Genomic DNA, 19,060 nt, shown 5'->3' on the forward strand with positions numbered 1-19,060 from the left:
TGAATGTATTTATATTAATAAATCAGTTGGATAAGCAATAGAGTCTAGAGCTGACGTAGACATAGGCAGCTCTAGATTTATGACACGATTAATTAACGGATAACACACGTCCCTTGCGTTGACCGTCTGCTGCGATAGCTCTTACCTCGACTTTACCTAGGACTCTCACCGCCTCAAAGTAACGCTGCCAAGGCCCATCGTTGACTCTATACTCAACCGCTAGTCCAGGATAAATAGTGTTAGTAAAAAGCAAGTCATCTTTAATCATCGCCCCAACGGTAGGTACGCGATAAGCGATATCGGCTCGATCGAGTTTTATCAGCTCTTTGTGCCCTAAGGTATTGGCAAACTGTGTCCATTGCGCCTGCTGCTTAGCGCGCATCTCTTCGGTAAAGTGACCGCTATTTTGATTATATATAGCGCCTTGATATTGATAAGGCACTTCCCAATCGGCCTGATGCCAAGCACGTTCAGCTAGCACCAGCAACCTTGGAAAGATCATATATTCAGCCACATCATCACTACGAATCGTTTCGCTCCAAATCTGTCCCTGGATCCCCGAAAACTTAAGGTCCTTAGCAAGCGGGCCACTGATCCGCTTCCCGGTTTCATCTAGCTTAAGGGTATCGTCAGCTTCAAATGGGCGCCCTTCTATATCGGTCCATTGCTCAGCATTCGCTGGTAAGTTATCAGGCATAAAACTGTACAGTTTACGCTCACTACTGTTGCGACTAGCCCAGTAGTAACCATGCTCTTTAGGATCGGCTTCGTAGGGGAAATCAAAATAGAGAACCTCAGGATTGCTCAATACCGTATCCCAACCTAAGTTGGCTTGATCGTGCGCTCGCTTAAAGCCGTCATGAGACACCACATCCCAGATATTACTCTGGCTAACCTTTGGCATGCGATCGGCACGAGTATGACTCATGCCATCACTCCAACCCGCAGGCTTTATGCCTTTTTGTGCCAATAGATTAGAGACGCGCTCGATGAAATAGGCGCCATAATCCTTTTCGCTAGCCACACCTTTATCATTACTCTCTAAAAAGGCCTGACACACGGGCGAATCAACCCAAGCACCTGCAGTTTCATCTGCGCCAATATGATAAATAGTCAATGGTTGACCAGCTTGCTGGTGCAGCTTGGCTATTTCATCGACCACTTTGTCGACAAAGTGGAAAGTTGACTCCATACAGACATTCAAGGTGTTGTCGTCATAATATTGAATCGACGCATATTGTGTCTTATCTTGTGGATCGATCAGGCGATACTCATTTGCAGCAGCGCTATCCCCTACAGCGGTAAGCTTTCGAAAACGAGCTTCCATCGATTTAATTGCGGCTCGTGAATGTCCCGGCATATCCATAGAGGGAATAACTTGGACCTGCCTTGCCGATGCATATCGTAAAATCTCAATATAATCGGCCTTAGTGTAATAACCATTTACTTTAGCATCTGCGCTTGGCCCACTACCGAGTTGAGGCAATAGACAAGTCTCTTCAGTTAAATCATGACAGCGTTTACTACCAATATCAGTTAGCTCAGGTAAACCATCGATTTCAAGACGCCAACCTTCATCGTCAGCCATGTGCAGATGAAGTTTATTGAGTTTGTATGCCGCCATTTGATCGATCAGATCTAACATAAATTGTTTACTGTGAAAGTTTCGCGCAACATCAACGTGCATGCCTCTAAATGCATACCTAGGCTCATCTTCAATACGCATAGCATCAACGGCCAACTCTTTTACATCAATTAGACTTGCAAGTGAGGCTATACCGTAGGAGTAGCCAGCATCGTCAGCCGCATAGATAGTGATCTGGTTCGGCAAAATAGTGAGCTGATAGCCACCAGCAGCTAACGATTTACCAAGCGGCTTAAGCTCCAGTAAAACCCCATCTGGATTTTCATTCACACCTAAACGCTGCAAACGATTTAATGCAGCATCGACGGTCCTTTGCGCAACATCTCCAAGCGATAAACGATAGCCACTCTTTAGTGAGGTGGCAGCAAGATGAGTATCTAAAACTTGTATCTTAGGAGTAGGAATAATGGTGTTAATTGCTAGGCTTGGATCGTTAGCAACTCCCTCATTTTCCCTAAACAATACTTCAGGTTTTGCCCACTCCAATCGATCTGTGTCGCTGCGCTTATATTGGGTTTCCGCATTGGTATAAGACGCGGCATACGGGCGAGTCTCCATACCTGTATCTGCATCCGTTGCTAGCATGGTGCTTTTTATCACCGCAGGATTAAGCCCTGGAACCACCATATAGTAATTAGGCATGGCGTCGGTTTCTGATAACTGCCAAAGCTCTCCGAGAAAATCGATAGTCTGAGATTGCCCCTTATTAAATCCGCCAAACTTATCCGTAGGCGTGATCTGGTGTAAATCGCCTTTAATATGCTTGATATTAAACTGATCTGATGACACCTGTTTTACTGGGCGCATCTGACTGTAATAGATAGCCCAATCGCGAGTAGGCAGTTCGGCTTTAGGAGTCAATGTTATTTGCGCGGCAAAACAGCGTCCGTCGACACCAGATGTGGTGCATTGCTCTGGATAATTAGTCACAGTCTTGTAGGTAACGACTAAAGAGTCTGCAAACTCATTGAGCTGGTTTTGAGTCAAATGAGCAACTGAACTAGACTGGGAAGCTATATCTGAATTTTGCGATCTTGATTCATTGCAAGCTACGCAGCTTAAACTAAGCATCACAGCGACTGCGACAAGTTTATTGTTCATTACCGTCCTCTTAATATTTAATCTAACCTATCATTTAATCTGTCATCTAAAGTTGACTATGAACGCTACAGCCATCTCCTTGCACTAACAGTCCACAACCCATCACATGAGTACCAAAGACAGTGGCTAAAGCCTTCAAGATGATTGCAGCCTAACAATCTATAGCAACCACATTAAGCGATCCTAGTAAGCAATAAGCACTGATTATCATGCCTAATATATCAAACCTATTAATAGTTAAAGACATACCTAAAGACATAGTTAAACACAAGAAATCAATGACATTCATTAACTTAGCTTGCAAAATCAAGACACTGATAGATGTATAGAAACTATCATGTGGGTAAACACAATGACCAATAGCTTATAACGCCCCGCAGGCTTTCACATAAAGGGACTTCTAAATACAGATCTAATGTGAAGGCGATGCTTGGTCGCTCTTCAGAAAAAAATGCTAGGTGCGTTATCTATCAACTTATCGATAAAACACCCAGCAATCTCTAGTATCTGGGGAGAGACTATTGGAAATATCAAACACAATTACAGTTAATCAAACACGGTAATTGCCAATCACATGAATTAGGAGACCTCTTCCTAAATTATGCAAACCTTGCAAAACAAACGTGCCACACAAGCAAATGACAACGCTGTCATCTGTAAATCTACACAAACCAAAACAGAATTTCTACATTTTTTTGACAAAAATAGAGAAAAATTTCTAACCCCAAATATTTGTAGCTTGATTTAATAGACTTAAACAGTAAACAATCACTCATACAAACAACATTAATATGACAACGCTGTCAACAGTTGCTAACATCGAGTATCAATATCAAGTAAACAAGCCTTCTATTCGTCTTTAGATAGCTGATATTTTACGCTGGCGTTTATAACGATATGTTAAGTATTTAGATAAAAAGTGCTGTAGTTTTAGGCGGATAATCATGAAGATATAGACTATGTATCGCAAAGTTGCTTATCAATTAATATAACCTTGTTTGCTCGATATCATTCATTCAAGGCCAACAACTAACACACTATTACCAGATAAATAAGGTGCACGAATAATGACCAAGATAGTTCCTCTTTCATCGGAAAAACACCTAAACATAAAATTGACCCACTCTAGTGACTATACCCGCTTTGCTAAAGAACACTTGATCCCTGTTTTAGCACGAGAGCTCCCAAATCTAGCAGCGGAGTTTCCCGTTGTTTTTGTAAAAAATAGCGAGAATGGACAGTTCATTCCTGTGGCAATGATGGGGATAAAGCCTGAGGTGAATCTATATTGCCAATCGACTCTATGGAGCTCACCAGTAACCCCGTTAGGGTTTAATAATGCGCCCCTTTCTATTACGAAAACAGCCGAAAAAGATGACAAGGTGATTGTCTGTATTGATGAAAATAGCTCGATGATCTCCCAAGAGGAAGGTAGTCGATTATTTACCGATAGTGGGGAACAAACCGAATATCTAACCGCAAGAACCAACTCACTATTAGATGTTGCTGCGATGCACCAGCAAACTCAGCTAATGTGTCAGTATCTAGCACAGAAGAACCTGTTAAACCCCCAGCAACTTACCCTAAAACTTGATAATCAACAGCAAAATATCAACATCAATGGCGTTTATGTCATCGATGACAAGAGCTTCAATGCAATTAGTGACGAAGATTTCTTGGAGCTTAAAAACAAAGGGTTATTACCAATAATTTATGCCCACAGAGCCTCGCTAAACCAGCTTCCTCGACTAATAGCGAAACAAAATAACCACGATAACAACTAGGGGCTTTAACCTACAGCTGTTTTCTGGACTATTAAGTAAAGAATCCACCTTCTGACGAAGGTGGCTTTGAAATGCCTCCCTAGAAGGCTGCTTTCCTATCCTGCTTGTGGCGGCGCTGCATCAAACTGCCCGCCCTGCTGGCAGACACTGATCACTTCTACCGGCAAGCACTGCCCAGGCTGCTGGTCAAACTGCCCAATTGCAGACAAGAAAAAGCCCCAAGCAAATGGGACTGATTGACCAAAAGTGTTATGCCTGTCCTATATCTAATTTATAGAAAGAGAGATATAATCGAGTGAGCTTGCACCATCAATATTCCATGACACTTCGATCTCTTTATCTTCAACTTCAAATAGTGCAGCCATCTCTACCCCATCATTCCACTCGTTACTAGGGATGCCAAGCAACGAGAGTACTTGTTGATAGGTAGTATTTTTGTCAAAAAAATACTCTTGCCCTCGGTATCTAACTATTCCTTTAAAGGCTGAAAAATCATTATAACCATCATTGAAACATGTAAATATATTTGCCACATCCTTTCCTGTACCATATATTCCATAGCCATCACCTTTCTTAGTGACATCTTTGTTTTTCTGCCCGCCAAGATTATATCCACCAAGAGAAAATGTATCTAAATCTAATATTAAATTATTCTTTATGCTGTCATTGGTCATAATAATTACCGTTTTCTTTTATCTAGCTTATCCAGTTTTAGACTATCTAACCTTCCAGAAACTCTCACAACCTTTGGCACCGCGATTCCTTTTCCTGCTGCAGCTTTCATTGCAACGCCTTTGGACTTGTTTTGTGGTTTATCAGGGTTCATAGGAACTACTACTTTTTCAACATTAGCTTGGCTTAGTTTATCAGAACATGAATCACAAGGGTTTTGATCAACCGCAACAGTCCAAGGCCTTGGTTTTCCGCGTAAATCTTTTAAAGTCTGCTCCTCAGCATGGATATCACTAAATACTGGTTGGCGTGATACACTCTGTCTAACGGGGGTCAAATTTCCTTCGCCATCTCGTCCTTGTGAAAAAGTTGCATTTCCAATATCAGTTTTGTCAGCATTAACTCGCCCATCGACTAGATGGTCCACCATAGACTGATCCGTATTACTCGATCCTAAACTTCCCACATCAGCCATACTGCCGGTATCAGTATTAATGCGGTTATCAGCACCACTATTTGGTAAGGCTGACAACGTCGCTTTTCCTAAAAGGATCACGCTGGCAGCTAATGAGCCCGTATCTTTGTACGCCCATTTCAAATCACTGCCTAAATTTACACCGACAGCGAACTCCCCGGTGCAATAGCTACATGAATCCGCATTATTAAGCAGCTCGACCTGTGCAGCAGTTAAGTCAGCGTTAAACCCAAATGACGCCCCGGCAATATAATCTGCCGCATACCCCGTCGGATCCGTCCCGGCCAGCGGGTTATTCATGATGTACGAATAGGGGTTCACACTCTGGGTACTGGTTGGGCTCTGGATCAGCGGGTCCACGCTCATAAAGCGCCCGAGGTTATAATCGTACACCCGGCCGTTCATATGAATTAATCGGAAGAAATTATTATTTTAAAGAGCATAAAAAAGGCCCGAATGTACGAGCCTTTACATAATAACCATTAAAGAACCTGTGTTAAGCAGCCTGCTGTTGCAAGCCAGCAATAATATCTTCAACTTCTTTGTCTATTACAATTTCAAAATCAGTATACAAAGCCACAGGCTTCATATTACGGCCCTCACCTTTTTCAAGTCGCGCAAAACCCTTCTCACACAATGACTTCAATGTGTTAGAAAGATTTGATTTCTTACGGCCTGATAGCTCTGCTAAGGCTGTAACACTCTCAGGCCGTTCAGTGTCAATCAGCCTCAGTAGTGCAATATTCTCAGGGTTAAGGATCTGAGAAACTGCATTGAGAGATGTGTACCAAACTTTAGGCTCATCTTTCGCTGGCTTATACTTACCTTGCGCAATCGCAAGTACTCTGGCGCGAACCAATTGCTCTGACATAATGCCTATTCTTGCTTTCATAGCTACTTACCTTCTATAGCTTCGATTGTTTTGTCAACACCACCAAAAAAGTCATTCAGTAAAGTGGAACAATCTGTAAATTCATAGGGAGTGCCTTTATCGCTGGCTGACTTATGTACATGGTCATAGTCATGGCGCTTACCTGCATACTTTTTCTTTTTCGGTTCTTTAACGGCATGGGCATTGTCCATGCCGAATACGCGTTTATTGTATTTATTATGGAGCGTAAGATTATAGCGAATCCCGTGAGGTCGATGTTTTGATGGGGCAACTTGCCAAACCTCAATCTTCCACCAATAGCCATCTTCTCTATGAACCTCCTGCCCATGAAGTTCTAGCAGATTGTTTAAGCCTGTGTTCAAATAAAGTAACCCTTTTATGTTATGACCTGATTATAACTAAGCCTGTGCCATAAGTCCAATGATGGCTACCTATTGGCCGCCATTTCTGAGCGTACTAAAAATAGCTCTTCCGTGAGCTAGGCTTTACTGTTGAGCAGCAGGGTGCGTCTTGTTATAGACTTCCCGCAGCTTTGTCATGCTCACGTGCACATAAATCTGTGTGGTCGACAAGTCTGCATGCCCGAGAAACTCTTGCACATGACGAATATCTGCACCGTGATCCACCATGTGTGTTGCCGCAGCGTGACGGTACTGGTTGCAAGCTCCTGACTTGCGTACATCGGCCAACTTGATGTACTTGGCCACCAGTTCCGAGAGCTGAGCAGCCCGAAATGGTTTACCATTATTTGCCAGGAATAAGGTTTTTCCGGAGTGCACATTGGCCAACGTCGGTCTAACTTCTTTCAGGTAACGATAAATCCAAATGCAAGTGTCTTTGGCTATAGGCACGTATCTGTCTTTAAAGCCTTTTCCCTGATTAATCCTGAGTTGGCATTGCTCAAAGTCAACATCGTCCAGCGTCAAGGTGCCAAGTTCAAGTCGCCGAATACCGGAAGCATAATAAGTCGTCATAATGGCCGTGTCCCTTATGCCTTTAAGTCCATAGTGTTCGGCCTGTTGTAAGACCTTCTTTACCTCCTGCTCACTAAGAACTGGCTTAGGTAATCGCCTGCCATTTTTCGGTAGTTCAAAGTGTTCAGTAGGGTTCACCGATAGCACTTCTTTGATGAATAACGTTCTCAAAAATACCTTTACCACAGTCAGACGATAACGAATGGTGGCTCGGCATAAAGGCCCACCATGACACGCTTTTCGATACAGATATAGGTACTGCTGATAGCTATCGAGCACTTCCAGGTCAACCTGAGTTACATCGATCAGATCATGTCCAAAAGCCCATCTCCGAAAGAGCGACAATGCCGCTTCTTTGCTTAGCACGGTATTATCGCTTTGCCCTTTAGCCCGACAGATATCTAAATAGTACTGCATACATGCAGTTAAGCTTAGTGAGTTGGGTTTAGTGAGCCACATAGCGCTTCCCCCATATCATGAGATGAAACTTCACTGCATGATAATATGTACGGTGCCTATACCATTGAATGATCCTCGGGGCTGGTCTACTGGGGCAATTGAGCTTTACCCCACAAGCGGCCACGATATTTTCCCCCTCAAACAACGGTTCCACAATACACCCTCGAAAAATTTCATGGCCACTACTCTTTAGCAACCCCATACGCCGTAAAGCTCCACGATAACCTGCGCCGTCAACTTTACTAGCTCCGGACACATAACGATTCAAGGTTCGATCACAATACCCAATCAAATGGGTTTCAATACTGTCCATGCTTATTCCTTGTCGCGCCAGCTTTTGGCAGACGTGGGGGTTTACAAGCAAACGCTGGTGATAAATGTCAAAGAGCTGTCTAAGGTATGAGTCCTCCGCATTTGAGGAGGCCAACATCTGCTCATAGGCTTCAAGATGAAGGTCGGTATCCATTACTTGTCCTCCTTAACCACTCGATATACCTTACGCATGGATTCACCGTGCAACTCTAGGCGATGCGCGCGATGAATGATGCGATCCATAATGGCGTCAGCAAGAGTAGGTTCTCCTATATATTCATGCCATTTACTGACAGGTAATTGGGTTGTGATAATGAGTGCACCGGACTCAACACGCTCTTCTATCAACTCCAGTAAATCTTGCCGATTAAGGTCATTTAACGGTGCCATTGCCCAGTCATCCAATATCAATAGCTTGTATTTGGCCAGCCCACTGCGCAGTTTGGGCAAGGAACCGTCCCGATGGGCAATGTCCAGCTCCTCCATCAGTAGATTGAAGCGCTTATACAGTACAGAAAAATTCAATTTGATTGCTTGATTGGCGAGGGCACAGGCAAGCCAGCTTTTACCGGCCCCTGTTGGCCCGGTAATGAGCAAAAACTGATTCCGTGCGACCCACTCACAACTAACCAAGGTAGCCAAATAGCCCTTATCAATTCCCCTCTTAGCTACGTAGTCGATGTTTTCCACGCAAGCTTGCCCCTGTTTTAGCCTCGCCGCCTTAAATAGCCGCTCCCGCTTTTTTTGAGACTTGTATTGGATCTCCTCACAGGTCAAAAACGCTAAAATATCGATGATGGGAAGTGCGAGCATGTCCGGCGTTACCAGTACTTTTTTTAAGGCTTCACTCATGCCGATTAGCCGCAACTGCTGGAGATTGTCAAAACGCTATGTTCACTGCTCATTTTACTGCCCTCCATTGAGGTAGTAGCGGGCACCACGAACATTATGATGAAGTGGCAACAGGCCTTGGACAGGTTTAGCCTCATCCAAAGGTTCATCCAATCGACACTGTAAAATTGAACGGACACTGCTGACGGTCAAAGATTGAATTTCGCAGGCGCACTGGCAAGCTCGTTCAAATCGCATTTGACCGTATTTTCTCGCTAATTTTTGCAATTGAGAACATGCTTTACAGCCCTGCAACGAGCAATCAGGTACGCCATCAAACTGTGCCGATGTCAAAGCCAAGGAGTGCTCACCGATATTTTTTGCCCAATGCATAAAATGGGCTTTTGATTGTGCCGCATACGCTTGATGGCTCTTAGGGCGATGGCTGTTCTCCGTAGTCGCACCACCTTGAATATTGCTGCGCATATGCATAGCAACTAATTGGTGATGGAAATAGATTTCCACCATGTTTTGGCAGATTTTAATGTCAACAGACTGGCCAGTTAACTCATAGGGTACTGAATAGGCATGGCCATACACGTAAATGTGATAATCCCTATTCACCTTTTGCTGGTGTATCCAACGACCTATGTTAAATCGCTTCGTAGGAAGGGGAGACAACGCTGCTCGCTCTGTATGTTCAAACCGTTCACGGCGATTGCCCTGATATCGCTTAAAGGGGCGTTGATTCAGTTGCTCCAGCAACTCAACAATAGCCTGATTAATCTCTGCAATACTGAAAAAACGGCGGCGACGCAGCACCACGGTTATCCATCGGGTAACCAACAGTACGCCGATTTCGGCTAGCGATTTATCTTGTGGTCGTCTGACGCGCGCAGGTTCTACGACAAAACCATAATGCTCAGCCAACTCCTGATAGCTGCGATTTACTTCTGGGAACTTGCCTGGCCGAGTGACTGCGGACTTAAGATTGTCCGGCACCACTAATTGGGGAATCCCGCTAAAATAGGTGAACATCGCCTGATGGGCTTCCAACCAATCCTCCAATTTTTGGGAACTCAGTGCTTTGGCAAATACCAGTTGTGAGTATCCCATTACCCCAACAAACATTTCTGCATAATGCGTTTGCCCTGAATGTTGGTCTATCCAGGGTATGCGTTTTCCAGCAAAGTCGACAAAACACACCTCGCCAGGGGCATAGTACTGACGCATAGAGACATCGATGGACTTTACGTAGTTCCTATACCAGTGAGTAAACTGCGAGTAACAAAGTGCGTCGGCAGGTTCAATACTGCGGTATTCCTCCCATAGCTGAATGAGTGTTTGATGTTTTTCCTGCATTAAATGGTGCACATATGCCCAGTCGGGTTGACGCTTACTATTGTTTACCGGAACGATAGGGTTCAACTGTTTCAGCAACTGGTCATCAGAGTGTTGTTCCAATTCAGCAAGGGTTATGGCAGCTTTTCGCCGCTTATTACGATAGGCCCGCACTGTATTGGGGGAGATGCCCACAAGCTGAGCAATCCGTCGATTGGAATAGTTGGTGGTCAGTAGCAAACGCAATAACTGCCGTAATTTACGTATGTTCATGATGAACTCCTTAATTTCACTGTGAAGGAAATCAAGGCACACACATGCCCACGCTTCGGTCTGACCGAAACTTGACAGTCTGGCATGGGAAAGCTTTAATGAAGTTGTCGAGCACGCTAATTCGACAACTTCCGAAGAAGTCAGCATCTGCAAATGCTGGCTTTTTCCCTTTCTGTGCCTTGGTAATGAAAAATCAAACGGTTGGTTACATGTCGATAGGCTTCCCCTCTGTTTGATATTGATGTTCAATACGTTGCTTGGCCAACCAAAGCGCGATGTCTTTTACAAGAGCAAATCGTCCTCTTCGTCCCGATATGGTAAAAAGCTCAACAGGAAAAGTCGGTTGAGACATGTGTTTTCGCAATGAATGGATACTCCTGTAGCCCATCGCGTTAGCCAGCCTTTCGCCCGTCAACAAAGGCGAGCCATAGCGATGCATCAATTCACGTTCTAACTCAAAAGCCAGTGTATCCACGTCGCTGCTGAGCTTCTTATTCATGCTGCAACCTATTTCGATTTGGTGGGATTAACTAAGAATACAAAGCCAAGCTAAACTTGCATAAGGCTTTATTTTTCGATTAAAGGCACGAGTTTATGAGATGGTTTGACAGTAAATATGATTTATATCAATCAATTGGCCTAAATGCGCACTGTTTGCAATGCCAGTTGCAAACTTTATTTATCCGATGTACACCTTCGAGAATTACCTCAAACTAAGCAGGCGCACAAAATCGCTTGCTACTCGCTATTGGTGTGCTTGTCTGAAAGCACATTTGGGCGAATCCACTGCCTATGGAATGAAGAGGGCATTATTTGCTGACAGTGAGCAATGCAGTTCTACCGCCAATTGGCTGAACAATTCATCCCGCTTTTTTAACAGAAAAGAGCAAGGTGAACCTGTTATTCGAGAGTATGTGGTTGACATTATTGACCGTCGCTTAAACAGTCCAATTCCCTTTAAATCTCTGCTATGCCACCCCTTGTGGCAACTCATAGATAATCGCAACCCTACAATATCATCAGTGAATGTGGCACTGAGCAACCTTCCCTCTCACTATGTAAACCTACTTTTCACAGAAGATAGTTTCGGTAACCTGACAAGGAAACAATCGCTAACTAAGAAGGCCGTGTGGTCATTGATACAAAAAACCGACATCCATGCGTTCACATGCTTAATCGGTCGGTGTTTACAGGAAACAACAATGGAAGGTGAAAGACTTGATACGAATCAGTTAGAAGCCGTCAAATACCTTTTGAAATTAGCGAATATTACGCCATTTAAATCTATTGCTACTGACTTTTATCGGTTCATAAATGATCAGTTCTGGCATCTCTATTTAAATACTCCCCTCAACGTTCATCATGTCATTTGGCCGATTATTTCGCCAAAAGGAGAAAAATGTTACCTCCCCATGAGATTGATAGCTGAGGAAGCATTAAAAATAGACGAGGTAATTGAACTGTATAAAACGCTATATGAGCAAGCCTGTACGATTGGTCTTGTGCCTGGCAACCCAGCGGGAGAAGCTAATTTTTATGCTTTCATATGTCACACAGAAATGCAGCCTCTAATTGATACTCTCTTTAATCACACGCACCCTCCCAAAACGCTTACAGATTTAAAGCACCGTATTTTTTTAGCAACTTGTTAAAATCTATCCACGACTAACAGCAGCTTGGTCAGTTCAAAGCAGTAGAAGTGATCACTCATGAACAGCAGAAGCGATCAATTGCTCCAGTGCCGCCAGCTTGCGCAAGACTATAAATATATCCCTATAGGCGCTGCTAAATCGTCCCAGATTTAGAAGCTTGCATTGAACTTCTAACAGTAGTGGTCAAGCAAAGTCTAACGCAGATATGTTTAAATCAGCTTATAAGACATTAAACATATGCTACCCCATAACTTTAATTCTTTTTATTTCAGTGTTTTTGTAATCCAAAGCGATTAATCTTCTCAAGTAATACCCTATGCTCAGGTAGGTCATTAGCTAATGTCCCCCCAACCTGCCTAATGCGATCGCTATGTGCCTTCCATTGCAGCTTATCAGTTGAATGATTACTCCCTAAAGAAGTTCCGTAGGCCATGCCATAAAGTACATAGAGGTAGTTATCTAAGTCAAATACCTCAAATTTGCTAAAGAAATCTTCCCTAACTGGAATATGGGTTTGCCAGAGTGTTAATCTCTTGGCTAGTTCTTTTGGAATGGTACTGGGATCTCGATTATCGATCCAAAACGGCGAATCGCTGCGATCGGATATGCAGTAGTGTAACTTAACAAACTCAACAACCCTTTCCCATGCATAGGTCATCACCTTGTTGAACTGCTCAGAGATCAAGCCAAGTTCATCAACATTAGTCGGAAAACGACTTGCCAAATAGCCTGCTGCGAAATCGGTTAACAAGATAGATGTGGCTTCCAACGGCTCGAGGAAGCCCTGAGCCAACCCTAACGACAAGCAATTTTTATGGAAAAAATGCTTCCTATAACCCACTTTCATAAGTAACAGTCGATGCTGATATTGGGCCAGATCCTCCCCAAGATAATGCTCTAACTTCTTAAGGGCGGTTTGATCATCCATATACTTTGATGAATAAACAAAACCTACGCCGCGCCGATTGATTAAAGCAATATCCCAGATCCATCCTGCTTGATGGGCTGTGGCTATGGTAAATGGTGGAATGGGGACGTCGTCAGCGATGGGCACCTGAACGGCGATCGCCCTATCGACAAATAACTCGTTAGATTTATCAACAAACGGCACCTTTAGGGCTTTATCAATCAGCAGCGCTTCAAAACCACTGCTGTCGATATAAAAATCAGCATATAAAGTACCGTGGCTATCTGTGTTGAGCGACTCGATATGACCACTATCATTAAGATTTACATCTAGGACATTTGCACTTATATGTCGCACATTAAAACGAGATTTTGCGTTATTGGCTAACAATAGCGCAAACTTTGCAGCATTAAGATGATAAGCGTATCCAAGTGAGCCTTCATATTCAGCATGAGTTATCTGCTTGGGCGCTTTATAGGACTCACATACGGCATGCTGGGGCGAAACTGTATCACAGTAAAAACGCCCATAAGCGCCATCAGCATAAGGGTCCCCACGCTCTCTTAACCAGTATTCAGTTAAGTCATCCCCTAGGGGACTTGGCATATCGAAGAGGTGATGATAAGAGTTTCCCACGCCATGGCGATGCTTATCCATCCAATTGACGAATTTAATCGACTGTTTAAAAGTGACATCACAACTTGTAATAAACTCGCTCTCGCTGATCCCAAATTGCTTCAAACTCTTGCGAATAGCGGGAACTGTACCTTCGCCCACACCAATCGTTGGAATATCGGGTGACTCAATAAGGGTAATAGAAACGGTATCATTCCCTTCAAAGGTTTTGCCAATATGGTTTGCGGCGAGCCAACCCGCTGTACCGCCACCGACAATAATGATTTTTTTTATATCCATACTTAACCCAATCTAACCATATAACCGAAGACATCAACAACAGCTATGCCATATTAGCCTTCTAATAAAAAAGCCCAGCGAATGCTGGGCTCTATTAGCTAATTGACAACTGAACTCTACTAGCAGCCTAGTGCTAGTAGAGTTTAAGTGCTATTAGAATCTTAGCGATACGCCCACTTTGTATCTCGCTTCACCATCGAAGCTCCATACTGGGTAGTCAGCCTTAAACTCAGGAATAACTTCAGCATCTAGCGGCGCTACACCAGTTTGAATACTATCTTCTTCAGTCAAATTAACGGCTTCAAAAGTAATATCCATCCAATCAGTAACACTGTAGTTCATGCTTAAATCGAGTGAACCGTAATCTTCGTGCTGACGGTTACCATAGAAACCTGGAAGCTCACGCATCATATACTCGCTGCGCCAGTTATAAGCTAAACGAGCATTGAAGCTATCCATCTCATAGTAGCCCACTAAGTTAACTGTGTGCTTAGACGAATCAGAGAATACGCCAACCGAATCTGGATAATTCTCGCTAGGTGAACCCGCATCAGCAAAGGTATAGTTAACAGAGTAACCTAAACCACTGTCGAACGAATCTTGAAGTTGTAGCTCAACCCCTTCAATACGTCCGCCATTGGCATTATACTTTTCACTTACCGTCCAGCAATCATAAATGCCAACACCACAAGCACTTCCACCCTGCTCGATTAGGTTATTGTCCTCAATACCGATCTGTTGATTTAGCTTTTGACGAGTCGTAATGAATGAGCTTACATCCTTAATGAAGTAAGTCACTGACGCTAAGCCTTCACCACCAAAGTACCACTCTAAGCTCACATCGGCTTGAGTTGCTTTAAATGGATCTAACGCCACTGAGCCACGATTAAGCTTTTCATTACCTGGAGTACCGTCATTTAAACCAGGAAGCGTTGAAGTCGCAAATAACTCAGCATAGTTAGGACGTGATATAACCTGAGCCGCTGACGTACGTAAAATGAGATCTGGTGTTAGATCAAATGCCACGTTGATACTAGGTAATACATCGCTATAGCTAGACTTATCAGTGCTAAGCTCATCCGCAAATTGACCTGAATCACTCAGAGCATAGTAATCAGACTCGATATCGGTAGAGATGAAACGTAAACCAAAGTTACCGCGAATACCCTCGCCTTCGAAATTAGCCATTGCGTATGCCGCAAGGTTTTTCTCATTCAAGGTACCATAACCCGATTTATCACGAGTAAAACCATCGACAACCGCTTTAGCATCACGGATCATCGCATCGAAATTAGGTTTAGGTAGTGTAAAACCAGCACCCGCAGACATTGTTCCTGAGTAATATTCAGATGCATCTCTGGCAAGAATATCACCAACAATTGCAGCTTCTGTTTCTTGAGTTACATCGTGGTCGGCGTAACGAACACCCGCTTTAATAGAAGTGATCGCACCGAAATCTACAGGAACGGTTAAATCGATTTGAGCGTAAGTCTCTTCGTCGGTATTTGGTTGCTGCTTTAGCGCCCAACCGGCAGTTTCAAGCTGACCATTAAAATCACCAGCATCAAATGATTGCTTGGCAATATCGATCAAAATCTTTTCGCCAGTTGCATCATAGCGGCCAGCAAAATCACCGGGTTGACCGATAGAATTACCGTAGTTAGAGGTTAAGCTTGTACCGCCATCAGCGCTGGTATTGCCGACTCGGCCTTCTAACGTGAAGTTATCGGCTTCATATTTAAAGTCCAAATCGTAAGTGTCTGAAGACATTTCCGCTTCACGAGCCCAAGTCTGCGCCCAAGCAAATCCACCTTCACCAGTGTGAGTGATATCGGTACAAACACCTGCGGCGTTAGTCTGATTACAGGTACTGACACCTTGCTGGGTCGGGAATAGGAAAATCGAAGTATTAGCGTTATTCGCCTTTAGATCTAGGCTAGTAACGGTTAAGCCAAACTCTAAATTATCGGTAGGACGATACTGAGCAGCCACGTTATAGGCTGTACGCTCACGATCTTGCTGGAAAGTCGTTGGCACTATCTCACCCCAACCGAGGAGCGTTTCGATACCATTACGCTGATACTCTGTTTGAGAACTCGCGGCCGACACTAAAATACCAAAGTTTTCACTGTCATTTTTCCAGCTATATAAACCAGAAAGCGCAGGGTCCGTAGCTTCAGAAACCGTACCATAATCGCCTTTTGCACTTACAAACACCGTATTTGCATCTAAATCTAGCGGTTTACGGGTTTGAACGATCACCGTACCACCAATACCACCTTCAGTGATATCGGCTTGCGAAGACTTATAAACCTCGATACCGCTAACCATTTCTGGTGGCAATAAAGAGTAGTTAAAACTACGGTCTATCGCCTGTTGATCAAACCAACCAGTTGATGCAACTGAGTGTCCATTGAGCAAAGTACGAGTCAACTGTGATGAAGCACCACGGATAGAGACTTGCTGGCCCTGCCCAAACTGACGGCTCACACTCACACCTGGAATACGAGCTAAAGATTCCCCCACATCACCATCAGGGAATTTACCAATATCTTCAGCAGTAACTGCATCTACGACCGCATCAGAAAATCGTTTTGCGTTGATAGAAGCTTTCATTGATGCGCGTAAACCACGCACTTCAATTTTTTCAATATTATCTGTATTTACGGTTTCTGCTTCGGCTTCAGCAGCCATAGCAGAAACAGACAAAGCACCACTCATCAGTAATGCAATATTTGTAGCTAGTACACTTTTCTTAAAAGTAGATGGTCGCATCTCGTTTCCCTTCCATAACTTTATTATCGTTTTATTTTCCATGCCCATTCCTTTAACGAGGAATGACAACGCTGTCATGTGAGGTTAAAGATTACACAACAATTAACAGATGCGCCACAACAAAATAACCAAAAATAGAAAATGGCCCCATCTGACTACTCATGAATGTGCAATTATCAACCAAGGTAGTATGTATAACTAACTGAAGTTAATTGTTTTTTATTAGGAGATATCGTTCTCACCGCAAAAGTAACTTGATGTGTCCAATGCGTGAAATTAAATTTGATGATTGCTTAATGAGGTAAAAGTTAGCAATATTGTCGTCAGGGGAAGTGTGATCTGCTGTTTATATACACAGCACATCGTTTGAATGAAATTAAATTCTGTAGTTTGCAACTATGCGGCTACGACAACGAGTATCCGCTAGATGAAAGTAACCATTAATGATGTCGCAAAGCACGCTGGAGTGTCGATAAAGACAGTCTCTAGGGTCACCAATAAAGAACCTTCGGTAAGACAAGCCACTATAGACAAAGTCAACGAAGCAATTGCGGCTCTAAATTACCAGCCTAACGTCGCCGCAAGAAATTTGGCAGGAACAAAATCCTACGTTATTGCATTCGTTTATGACAATCCAAATGCTTACTATGTTATTGATATGCAAAATGGGATTTTGTCATCATGTAAACAAAGAGGATATGAGCTTCTCATTCATCCTTGTGATGCCACGTCAGATAACATCTGCCAAGAATTAACCGATATGGTTCGCCACGCAAGACTCTCAGGCTTAGTGTTAACACCACCGCTATCTGAAAATCCTAAGGTGCTAGCCGCATTAGACAATATCAATGCAAATTACGTGAGAATAATTGCAGGAGAAGTCGCTGACAAGCATGGTGGATTATCGGTACTGGTGAACGATAAACACGGTGCGGTATCAATCACTCAGCACTTAATCGACCTTGGACATAAACGGATCGCATTTATCAGTGGGGATCACCAGCATGAATCCACCAAAGAACGTTTAGCTGGCTTTAAACTCGCTATGGAAAAAAACCATTTACCTATAGATGATAGTCATATCATCGATGGCCAATACTCTTTCGAATCGGGAGTTGAAGGTGCTAAAGCTTTATTAAGCAACGCACTTAAGCCAACGGCTATTGTTGCCTGTAACGATGAGATCGCCGCTGGCGCGTTATTTGCGGCGCGTTTGGAAGGCGTTTCTATTCCTTCGCAATTATCTATCGTAGGCTTCGAAGATAGTCCATTTTCGCGACAAACATGGCCAAAGCTGACAACGGTACATCAACCTAATAGTAAGATAGCCCAAACCGCAACCGAACTGCTGATAGCAAATCAAAGCAAAGGCGACGACATATTAACAGATGAGGTCTTTGTTCCTGAGCCCGTGATCAGAGATTCGTCCGCCAGCCCACTCTAAATAGCCAACGCTATAACATTAAAAGCAAAAGCCGTTAAATATTATATTTAACGGCTTTTGCTGCAACTAATTAATACGCATAATTAAACGGCTTCTTCGTTCTCTTCACCAGTTCGAATACGAATAACACGTTCAACTTCAGTGACAAATATTTTTCCGTCGCCAATCTTGCCAGTTCGAGCGGTATCAACGATAACCTCTAAAGCCTGTTCCAATTGCTCATCTTGAATAACTAGTTCAATTTTAACCTTAGGAAGGAAATCGACCATATACTCGGCACCGCGATAGAGCTCTGTATGACCTTTTTGGCGACCAAAACCTTTGACTTCAGAAACTGTCATGCCGGTAATACCAATTTCTGCCAGAGATTCCCGCACATCATCTAACTTGAACGGCTTAATTATGGCCTCAACTTTCTTCATCAAACGCTCCCATTAAAATAGATCAACGACTAAACACCATGAAACAATAGCTTATCACGCCCCATAAATACACAGAAGTCGATTATATCAATATGCAAAAAGAAGCTGTATTCATAGAACGCAACAATATAAAAACCGCATCCAAGCATAACGATAGCTAATCTATACTGGTTAACTGTGACGTTA

15 protein-coding genes are annotated in these 19,060 nt (G+C 43.3%); 3 read left to right on the forward strand and 12 right to left on the reverse strand.

All coding sequences use genetic code 11. From position 1 onward, the window contains the following. Window positions 1-88: 88 nt before the first annotated feature. Window positions 89-2,746, reverse strand: coding sequence for a beta-N-acetylhexosaminidase (locus K0I73_RS13630; protein WP_220061619.1), 2,658 nt, complete (start codon window positions 2,744-2,746; stop codon window positions 89-91). 1,067 nt (window positions 2,747-3,813) lie between these two features. On the opposite strand from K0I73_RS13630, the gene K0I73_RS13635 reads away from it, so the two are divergent. Then, on the forward strand, window positions 3,814-4,530 hold the full coding sequence (locus K0I73_RS13635) for a SapC family protein (RefSeq protein ID WP_220061620.1): 717 nt from the start codon (window positions 3,814-3,816) through the stop codon (window positions 4,528-4,530). Between the two features lie 266 nt (window positions 4,531-4,796). Here the strand turns inward: K0I73_RS13635 and K0I73_RS13640 are convergent, their stop codons facing one another. From K0I73_RS13640 to K0I73_RS13675, 8 genes are all read right to left on the reverse strand, one after another. Next, the gene (locus K0I73_RS13640; protein WP_220061621.1) at window positions 4,797-5,204 is read right to left on the reverse strand and encodes a hypothetical protein; all 408 of its coding nucleotides are present in this window, start codon (window positions 5,202-5,204) and stop codon (window positions 4,797-4,799) included. Window positions 5,205-5,209: 5 nt separating this feature from the next. Continuing rightward, entirely contained in the window at window positions 5,210-6,082 is an 873-nt protein-coding gene (locus tag K0I73_RS13645) for an RHS repeat-associated core domain-containing protein (protein WP_258405192.1), read from the reverse strand. Between the two features lie 91 nt (window positions 6,083-6,173). Further along, window positions 6,174-6,569, reverse strand: coding sequence for an HVO_A0114 family putative DNA-binding protein (locus K0I73_RS13650; protein ID WP_220061622.1), 396 nt, complete (start codon window positions 6,567-6,569; stop codon window positions 6,174-6,176). Window positions 6,570-6,571: 2 nt separating this feature from the next. Then, complete coding sequence (locus K0I73_RS13655) at window positions 6,572-6,931, reverse strand: toxin-antitoxin system TumE family protein (RefSeq protein WP_220061623.1); 360 nt, start codon at window positions 6,929-6,931, stop codon at window positions 6,572-6,574. 123 nt (window positions 6,932-7,054) lie between these two features. Further along, window positions 7,055-8,002, reverse strand: a complete 948-nt coding sequence (locus tag K0I73_RS13660; RefSeq protein WP_220061624.1) for a tyrosine-type recombinase/integrase — start codon at window positions 8,000-8,002, stop codon at window positions 7,055-7,057. A 465-nt stretch (window positions 8,003-8,467) separates the two neighbouring features. Next, window positions 8,468-9,181, reverse strand: a complete 714-nt coding sequence (istB, locus tag K0I73_RS13665) for an IS21-like element helper ATPase IstB (protein WP_258405193.1) — start codon at window positions 9,179-9,181, stop codon at window positions 8,468-8,470. Window positions 9,182-9,220: 39 nt separating this feature from the next. Further along, window positions 9,221-10,759: an IS21 family transposase gene (gene istA, locus K0I73_RS13670; RefSeq protein ID WP_220061626.1), complete on the reverse strand. Its 1,539-nt coding sequence runs from the start codon at window positions 10,757-10,759 to the stop codon at window positions 9,221-9,223. Between the two features lie 205 nt (window positions 10,760-10,964). Further along, window positions 10,965-11,258, reverse strand: a complete 294-nt coding sequence (locus K0I73_RS13675) for a hypothetical protein (RefSeq protein WP_220061627.1) — start codon at window positions 11,256-11,258, stop codon at window positions 10,965-10,967. A gap of 160 nt (window positions 11,259-11,418) precedes the next feature. On the opposite strand from K0I73_RS13675, the gene K0I73_RS13680 reads away from it, so the two are divergent. Continuing rightward, window positions 11,419-12,411, forward strand: a complete 993-nt coding sequence (locus K0I73_RS13680; protein WP_220061628.1) for a hypothetical protein — start codon at window positions 11,419-11,421, stop codon at window positions 12,409-12,411. 268 nt (window positions 12,412-12,679) lie between these two features. Here K0I73_RS13680 and K0I73_RS13685 read toward each other — a convergent pair whose 3' ends face one another. Together K0I73_RS13685 and K0I73_RS13690 are read right to left on the reverse strand one after the other, a co-directional pair. Then, the gene (locus K0I73_RS13685; RefSeq protein WP_220061629.1) at window positions 12,680-14,233 is read right to left on the reverse strand and encodes a tryptophan halogenase family protein; all 1,554 of its coding nucleotides are present in this window, start codon (window positions 14,231-14,233) and stop codon (window positions 12,680-12,682) included. 153 nt (window positions 14,234-14,386) lie between these two features. Continuing rightward, entirely contained in the window at window positions 14,387-17,008 is a 2,622-nt protein-coding gene (locus tag K0I73_RS13690) for a TonB-dependent receptor (protein ID WP_220061630.1), read from the reverse strand. A 427-nt stretch (window positions 17,009-17,435) separates the two neighbouring features. Between K0I73_RS13690 and K0I73_RS13695 the strand changes: the two genes are divergently transcribed. After that, complete coding sequence (locus K0I73_RS13695; protein WP_220061631.1) at window positions 17,436-18,452, forward strand: LacI family DNA-binding transcriptional regulator; 1,017 nt, start codon at window positions 17,436-17,438, stop codon at window positions 18,450-18,452. Between the two features lie 83 nt (window positions 18,453-18,535). Here K0I73_RS13695 and K0I73_RS13700 read toward each other — a convergent pair whose 3' ends face one another. Continuing rightward, window positions 18,536-18,874, reverse strand: coding sequence for a P-II family nitrogen regulator (locus tag K0I73_RS13700; RefSeq protein ID WP_220061632.1), 339 nt, complete (start codon window positions 18,872-18,874; stop codon window positions 18,536-18,538). Window positions 18,875-19,060 lie beyond the last annotated feature (186 nt).

Source organism: Shewanella mesophila (assembly GCF_019457515.1).
GTDB classification, from domain to species: domain Bacteria; phylum Pseudomonadota; class Gammaproteobacteria; order Enterobacterales; family Shewanellaceae; genus Shewanella; species Shewanella mesophila.